Annotated in this window: 6 protein-coding genes; 1 reads left to right on the plus strand and 5 read right to left on the minus strand. The window is 66.7% G+C overall.

Features of this window, described 5'->3' with window-relative positions; translation table 11 throughout:
* Window positions 1–264: 264 nt before the first annotated feature.
* The 3 genes from QZY48_RS17470 to QZY48_RS17480 form a co-directional block, all read right to left on the minus strand.
* Entirely contained in the window at window positions 265–3,420 is a 3,156-nt protein-coding gene (locus tag QZY48_RS17470) for an efflux RND transporter permease subunit (RefSeq protein ID WP_295433364.1), read from the minus strand.
* Between the two features lie 231 nt (window positions 3,421–3,651).
* Window positions 3,652–4,758: an efflux RND transporter periplasmic adaptor subunit gene (locus QZY48_RS17475; RefSeq protein ID WP_295433366.1), complete on the minus strand. Its 1,107-nt coding sequence runs from the start codon at window positions 4,756–4,758 to the stop codon at window positions 3,652–3,654.
* Window positions 4,755–5,537 (minus strand): CerR family C-terminal domain-containing protein, encoded by a 783-nt coding sequence (locus tag QZY48_RS17480; RefSeq protein WP_295433368.1) that lies wholly within the window; start codon window positions 5,535–5,537, stop codon window positions 4,755–4,757. Before QZY48_RS17480 ends, QZY48_RS17475 begins: the two co-directional genes overlap by 4 nt.
* A gap of 315 nt (window positions 5,538–5,852) precedes the next feature.
* Here QZY48_RS17480 and QZY48_RS17485 point away from each other — a divergent pair, with 315 nt between their 5' ends.
* On the plus strand, window positions 5,853–6,509 hold the full coding sequence (locus QZY48_RS17485) for a hypothetical protein (protein WP_295433371.1): 657 nt from the start codon (window positions 5,853–5,855) through the stop codon (window positions 6,507–6,509).
* 55 nt (window positions 6,510–6,564) lie between these two features.
* Here the strand turns inward: QZY48_RS17485 and QZY48_RS17490 are convergent, their stop codons facing one another.
* Both QZY48_RS17490 and QZY48_RS17495 read right to left on the minus strand, forming a co-directional pair.
* Window positions 6,565–7,035, minus strand: coding sequence for a helix-turn-helix transcriptional regulator (locus tag QZY48_RS17490; RefSeq protein ID WP_295433373.1), 471 nt, complete (start codon window positions 7,033–7,035; stop codon window positions 6,565–6,567).
* Window positions 7,036–7,143: 108 nt separating this feature from the next.
* Window positions 7,144–7,620, minus strand: a 477-nt coding sequence (locus QZY48_RS17495; protein ID WP_295433376.1) for a hypothetical protein, incomplete at its 5' end; no start/stop codon positions are given.

The raw sequence follows: 7,620 nt of genomic DNA on the forward strand, positions 1-7,620 counted from the left end.
ATCATCCTAGAATCCACAGATGAACACAGATGAACACGGATGAACACAGATGAACACAGATGAACACAGATTTTCTTCGAATTGTCATGCGCTTATCGCTACTGTCATAATCACCCGCAAGGTGAGCCCCCGCCCAAACGTAAGCCAATTAATAATCTGTGTTCATCTGTGTTCATCTGTGTTCATCTGTGGATAACTGCTCTTTCCAGGATCATCGTTCCGGCTACCGTAGTAACCGCGAGGTCGTGGTCCGCGCAGCGGACCCTACGGCGATCTCCCGGTTGCCGCACCGGGGCGCTGCTCGCCCAGCATCCGCAAGGCCGTCGGGAGCGGGGGCTGGCCGGGCGGCGCCTCACCCGCCCGCCCCCGATGCCCCCGCGGTACCAGCCGCCGCAGCAGGCGCAGCAGGTCATCGACATAGGTGAAGACCACCGGGATGACCAGCAGGCTCAGGAAGGTCGAGGTAATGAGCCCGCCGATGACGGCAATCGCCATCGGGGAGCGGAAGCTCGGTTCGGCGCCGAGCCCGAGCGCCACCGGCAACATGCCGGCGCCCATGGCGATGGTGGTCATGACGATGGGGCGGGCGCGTTTGTGGCAGGCGTCCAGGATGGCGGGGCGGCGCGCCATCCCGCGTTCGCGCCGCGCCACGATGGCGTATTCCACCAACAGGATGGAGTTCTTGGTGACGATGCCCATCAGCATCAGCACCCCGATGATGGAGGGCATGGAGAAGCTGTTGTGGGTCAGCAGCAGGGCGATGAAGGCCCCGCCCAATGAGAGCGGCAGCGCCGTCAGGATGGTCACGGGTTGCAGGAAGTCATGGAAGAGCAGCACCAGCACCACATAGATACAGAGCACGCCGATCAGCATGGCGGAGCCGAAGGAGGCGAAGAGTTCGTTCATGCGCTGGGCGTCGCCCTGCGCGATCCGGGTCACGGCCGGCGGCAGGTCCTGGAGCGCGGGCAGGGCCTCGGCCTCGTCCAGGACTGAACCGAAGAGGCGCCCGCCGAGTTCCACGTCGATGGTGACGGTCCGCATCCGGTCCACCCGGTCGATCTGGGCCGACCCGCTGCCGAGCGCGAGCGCGGCCACCGCGGAGAGCGGCACCGAACCGGTCGTGGCCGGGACGCGCAACTGGGCGATGGCGTCGAGATCGGTGCGCAGCGACCGGTCCAGGCGCACACGGATGGGGATCTGGCGCTGCGGCAGGTTGAGCTTGGGCAGGTTGACCTTGAAATCACCGGAGGTCGCGACCCGCACCGCGCCGGCCAGGGCGGAGGTGGTCACGCCCAGGTCCGCGGCGCGGGCGAAATCGGGCCGGATCTGGATCTCCGGGCGCTGCAGGCTGGCCCCGGAGGTCACGTTGCCGATCCCCTGCAGGGTGCGCAGATCCCGCACCACCGCCTGCGCGGCGGTGGCGAGCGCATTGGGGTCGTCGCTCGCGAGCGTGATCTGGAGCTTCTCCCCGCTCTGGCCGGCGCCAATGGAGACGCGGGTGCCGGGGAGCGCCCGCAGGCGCTCGCGGACCTCGCGCTCGATCTGCGGCTGGGTGCGGGCACGGTCGTGCCGATAGATGAGCTTCAGGCTCAGGTTCGCCAGGCGCACGTCCTTGGCCGCGCCGTCCCCCATTGGACCGGCACCGGAGGCGCTGCCCACCGCCGTGAAGATGCCGGTCACCTCCGGGACGGGCGCGATCAGCCGCCGCGCCTGCTGCGCCGCGCGTCGCGTGTCGTCCAGTGAACTGCCGGGCGGCAACTCCAGCTTGACGCTGAAGAGTCCGCGGTCCGCCGCCGGGACGAAGCCCTTGGGCAGCAGCGGGATCAATTGCATGGACCCGACGAAGAACGCGATGGCGACCAACGCGGTCGTCTTGCGATGGTCCAGGCACCAGCCGGCGGCGGCCAGATAGCGGGTCATGATGAAGCTGTCGGTATTGCCCTCCGGGTGGGGCTTCAGGAAATAGGCGGCCATCATGGGGGTCAGCAGGCGCGCCACCATGAGCGAGGCGACCACCGCCACCGCGGCGGTAATGCCGAACTGGACGAAGAACTTGCCCGGCACCCCGCCCATGAAGGCGGTCGGCAGAAAGACCGCGACCAGGGTGAAGGTGGTCGCGATGACCGCGAGCCCGATCTCGTCCGCCGCCTCCATCGCCGCCTGGAAGGGCGGCTTGCCCATGCGCAGGTGGCGCACGATGTTCTCGATCTCGACGATGGCATCGTCCACCAGGATGCCGACCACCAGCGCCAGGGCGAGCAGCGTCAGGACGTTCAGGCTGAACCCCAGCACCAGCATGACGGCGAAGGTGGGGATGATGGAGAGCGGCAGCGCGACGGCCGCGATCAGGGTGGCGCGCCAGTCGCGCAGGAACCACCAGACCACCAGGATCGCCAGCAGCGCGCCCTCGTAGAGCAGTTCCATGGACCCCAGGTAGTTGTCATACACCGGGTCGACGGTGTTGTAGGCCTCCCGGATCTGTACCTGGGGGAACAGGACCCCCAGGTGATCCAGAGCGGCCTTGACCGCCCGCGCGACCGCCACCTCGCCGGCCCCCTTGATCCGCGTCACCTCGAAGGCGACCACCGGGGCCTCGTCCAGCAGGGCGTACGAGCCGCGCTCGGCAAAGCTGTCGCTGATGGTCCCTAAGTCCTGCAGGCGCACCCGGCGGCCGTCCGGCAGCGGAATCGTCAACTCCGCGATCCCGGCCACCGTATCCACGGCACCTAAGCTGCGCACCGACTGCACGGCCCCGCCGATGTCCCCGCGCCCGCCGGAGGCGTCCTGCTGGACGCGCTTCAACTGGGCGGAGATGGCCTCGGCCGTCACCCCCAGCGACTGCATCCTGGCGCTGTCCAGATCCACATGGACCTCCCGGTCCACGCCCCCCACCCGCGCCACCCGCCCCACCCCCTTGACCGCCAGCAGTGCCTTGGCGACCTCGTTGTCGACGAACCAGGACAGGGCCGACTCGTCCATCCGCGGCGAGGCCACGGTATAGGTCGCGATGGGTGAGCCGGAGGTGGTGACCTTGGAGACGATCGGGTCCGTCATGTCCTGCGGCAGGTCGGCGCGCACACTGTCGACGGCGTTGCGCACCTCGTTCAAGGCCACCTCGGTGTCCTTGTCGATCTGGAACTCGACCCGGATGGTGGCGGCCCCGTCGGCAACCGTGGTGCGGATATGCTCGATGCCGCCCAGGGAGGCGACCTGGTCCTCGATCTTACGCGCGACCTCGGTCTCCAGTTGGGTGGGGTCCGACCCCTCCAGGCTCGCGTTGATGGTGATGGTGGGGAGTTCGACGTCCGGGAAGTTCTGAATCGGCAGGGCCCGGAACCCCATGATCCCGAAGATCGTCAGGAGCCCGAACAGGAGGATGGCGGGGACCGGGTGACGGATGGACCAGGCAGAGACATTCATAGGCGGGACGGAAGTCGTTAGTACGGAAGTAACGAGTCAAGAACAAGTTAAACACAACGCACTCGTTGTCGTTGTCGTTGTCGTTGTCGGTTTCGTTGTGGTTGTCGTAACCGTAATCGAAGAAACGATGCAATTCGCCGTGCGAGAGAATCCGGGGCGCTACGATAACCTCGATTACGACAACGACAACGACAACGACAACGGCCCTGAAAGCACTCTCTTATGGCTCGCTTATCCGGCCTCCACCCGCACCAGGTCCCCATCGGCCAGGAAGGCCCCGCCGCTCTCCACCACCCGCGCCGCCGCGTCCAGGCCGGACAGGATCTCGACCTGGCCGGCGCTGCGGCGCCCGGTTTCGACCTTGCGCTGGGCGACCCGGTCGTCGGGCAGGACCTCAAAGACGAAGCTCGTGCCGTCGCGCAGGACCACGGCGGACTCGGGCAGGGTCAGGGCCGGGCTGGCCCCGAGCCGGATGGTCCCCTGGGCGAACATCCCGGGGCGGGCCGGACCCGCGTCCGGCAGGTCGACATAGACCAGGCCATAGCGGGTGTTGGCGTCCAGGGTCGGGGCGGCGATGCGCACCTTGCCGGTGACAGTCTCTCCGCCCGGCAACCGGATCATAGCCTCCTGGCCGGGGCGGACCTGGGCGAGCTGCTGGGCGGTGAGCTCGGCGCGCCACTCCACCCGCCCCTGGCGGACGATGCGGAAGAGTTCGGTCCCGGCCTGCACCACGGTCCCCAGGGTCGCGGCGCGGGCCGCGATGACCCCGTCGTCCACCGCCAGGACGCGCGTCTGACTCAGACGGATCCGCTCCATCTCGAGGGCCGCCTCCGCCGCCGCCAGGTTGGCCTTGGCCGCCTCCTCCGCGATCAGATATTGGGTCATCTGCTGCTCGGACATGGCCCCCTTGTCCTTGACGCTGCGCGCCCGATCGCCATTCGCCCGCGCCTCCGCCAGGGCCGCCCGGACCTGGGCCACGCGCGCCTCCTGCTGCGCCAGCGACGCCTTCACCGTGTCCTGATCCAGGCGCGCCAACACTTGACCGTGCCGAACCCGATCGCCCACGTCCACCGCCACCTCCACCACGCGCAGGCCCCCGGTCTCGGCGGCGATCACGCCCTCCTGCCAGGCGAAGAGCCCGCCGCTCGCCTCGATCAGTCGCGGCCAATCGGCCGTGCGGGGCGCGACCAGGGTCACGGCCAGGGCCGGATGGGGCAGCGGCTTGGGTGCGGCCTTCCCAGCCGCGCCGTCGGCCCCGACCTTTCCATAGGACACCAGGGCGGCCAACACGCCGATGGCGCCCACCGCGAGCAGGGTCAAACCAGTCTTCGCCTTCATGCGGATACTCCAGTGTCGAGGCGCGGGACCCGCGGCAGGTCCGGCCCGCCGACTCGGCAGATGGGGGCGTCGGGCGGCGGCCCGGAGCGGTCGGGGATCGTGAGGCCGATGGCGCGGCAGATGAGGTCGGTCACAGCGCCGGTGAGTTGGTCCAGACGCTCCGGCGTGTAGTGGTCCCACCCCAACTGACGCCCCAGGATGGGGCGCGTAAACGCCAGGCTCGCCATGTGGCCGTGCAGCACATTGGCCGTGAGCCGGACCGCCTCGGACGTGGGCGGCTGCCCCCAGGCGGTGCCCACCAGTTGCGCCAGGAGTTGCAACACCGGCTCGACGCGGCGACGGTAGAGCAGGTCGAAGAGTTCGCCGGGAAAGGCGAGTTCGCGCGCTACCAATACACTGAACCAGCGCAGGTGCTCGAAGGCCGAGAGGCGCCCCAAGAGCCCGCGGGCCAGAATCTCCACCGCCGCCGTCAGCAGGACCGGATCGGACCCGGCGCGTCCCAGCAGGGCGGTCACCTCGTCGATCTGCCGCGCGAAACACCCCTCGTCCTCGTCCAGCACGGTGTCGAAGATGGTGCGATAGAGCCCCTGCTTGCTGCCGAAGTGATAGTTGACGGCGGCGACGTTCACCTGCGCCGCGGCGCTCAGGTCGCGCACCGAGACACCCCGGAAACCGTGCTCCGCGAAGAGCTTGAGCGCGGTCTCGATGATGCGGCGGCGGGTCTCGCCGGTACGCGGGTCCAGGGGGCGAGCCGATAGGGTCTGTTCGAGTGGGGGCATGGACGGCGGCAGGTGCTGGATCAGCCGCTAAGTCTACTCCATTGCTGCGGTATTTCAAACGTTTGTTTGGTTACGGCGAGAGGCCAGTCCCCGGACGGCCCTGATCAATTCTTGACCGCCGTCGCCAAGCCACTGTTCGTTATGATCCCTGACAGCTTCGGCACAGGTTATCCACAGAAGCGGCCACAGTGCATGTGGAACGATGGCGGCCGACAAAGTCTCCCGTGCTCACGCCGGAAGCCCATTCGCCCAGGTTTGCCGGCATGCGCGCCGCCCGGAAAGGCGCGCCGCGCGGCGTCGCGGGGGCATCGGGCCTTGTCTGCGATCACGTCATGCAGGATTTCGCATCACGGCGCCGGGCGCGGCCACGCGATAGCGTTTAGACTCTGCGAACCGCCGCGCCCGGTGCCGGCCGGTTGCCGCGCCGCCGGGCCGGTCGGTTCGCCGGGCGGCGGTCACGTCCATAAAGATATGGGAACACCACGGCATTCTCCAACTCATTCGGCACTATCCATCACACCTGAGACGGTCGTCATCATGAACATGAAGCATTCTGTTACCGGCATTTCTCTGACATTCCTGATGTTTGGGGCCGGCGTGTGTTACGCAGAGCCGGATGTCTTTAATCTGCTTGGCTCTTGGGCCGCAAAAACAGAGGGTGCCAAGATCTTGATTTCAGGAACTCCTAATCCCAAGTCACACGGAAGTCACGAGGAATTTTATAACTTGGCTTTGGAATATGAATTTACCAAGCAGGAGGGCCGACTATTTCACGGAACAAAGAAATCCGCGAAGTTAACGGAAAAGGTGGTGTGTGCGGTTGACTACGACAACGAAAACATACACTGCACCGATGAAAATGGTATGGTCGACGGAAAGATCGCCGGTAAAGACAAGATCTTTTCACACTACCACCATGTCACGCCTGAAGAATCAGTCGTGTCGATCAGCACATGGGAACGGATCAAGTGATCCTCTACCCGCTCAGCCGCGCCGGTTGGCGCCAGGTCGGGTGGTCTCCCGATGACTAACCGTCGCCCTCCCGCGGCGACTGGCGGCGAATACTGCCCGGACGGTAGCCGAATTTCCTGGTGAAGGCCTGGCTGAAGTGGCTGACGCTGGCATAGCCCAAGCGGGCCGCCACGACCTTCAGCGGTGCCTGCCCGCCCCGCAGGCAGGCCTGGGCGGCCTCCAGCCGCCGCTCGGTCACGTAGGCGAAAATGGTCCGTCCAAACGCCTCCTTGAAGCCTTCGTTCAGCGCCCGCGCCGACACGCCATAGCGTTGGGCCAGCTCGTCCAGACAGGGAACCGAGCCATGCAACTGGTCCAGTTCCTCGCGCAAGCGTGTGATTGGGATGCGTTGGCGCGCTTCCGGCCTGACCAGGGCATCGCGCTGGCCAACCAGGGCGACGAGGAAGTCCAGCACCCGGGCCTGGGGGCCTTGACCATCGTTCCGGCCGGGAGCGGGCTGGACGCTCGTAGGGTGCGCCGTGCGCACCTGCTAACCTCCGAGCCGTGCGGACGGTCTAGGTGCGCACGGCGCACCCTACGCGTTCCTTGGCCGGAACGATGATCAAGGCCTCCGTAAGATACCACGGCCGGTGCGCTACCAGCGCCGCGGCACGAATCCGGGCGGGTTGCGCACCTCCATCAGTTCATCGCCGATGGCCAGGACCACGAAGCCCAGGCGGTTGGCGTGACGCAGCACGCTGTCCTCGACCGCCAGGGTGGCAAGGATGCCGATCACCGGGATGGTGCGGAATTCGGGAAAGAATTCACGCAGCCGATCAATCTCGGCGACGAGTGCATCGACATCGGCACTGCGCAGGGTCGACTTGGTGCTGTTGAGACACACCAGGGTCGGGGTCACGGCGATGGCGTCGAATTCCTGCACCCGCCCGTCGGGGAGCTTACGCTTACGCCGCACCGACAGGTCGATGATCTCCTCACCGCAAACCTCATGGACCACGCGCGGCAGACTGGGTGCCACCAGATCCTCGACGATGGTCCCGAGTTTGTTGGCCATCTCCCCCCATTTGCGGTTGAGCTCGCGATGCTCGCGTCGGGTCTCGTCTTTGAAGTC

The organism is uncultured Thiodictyon sp. (genome assembly GCF_903828115.1).
Taxonomy (GTDB): Bacteria; Pseudomonadota; Gammaproteobacteria; order Chromatiales; family Chromatiaceae; genus Thiodictyon.

Excerpts from the sequence above, each read along its gene's own strand:
- QZY48_RS17470 (WP_295433364.1), bottom strand. The coding sequence starts at position 3,420 with ATGAATGTCTCTGCCTGGTCCATCCGTCACCCGGTCCCCGCCATCCTC.
- QZY48_RS17475 (WP_295433366.1), bottom strand. The coding sequence starts at position 4,758 with ATGAAGGCGAAGACTGGTTTGACCCTGCTCGCGGTGGGCGCCATCGGC.
- QZY48_RS17480 (WP_295433368.1), bottom strand. The coding sequence starts at position 5,537 with ATGCCCCCACTCGAACAGACCCTATCGGCTCGCCCCCTGGACCCGCGT.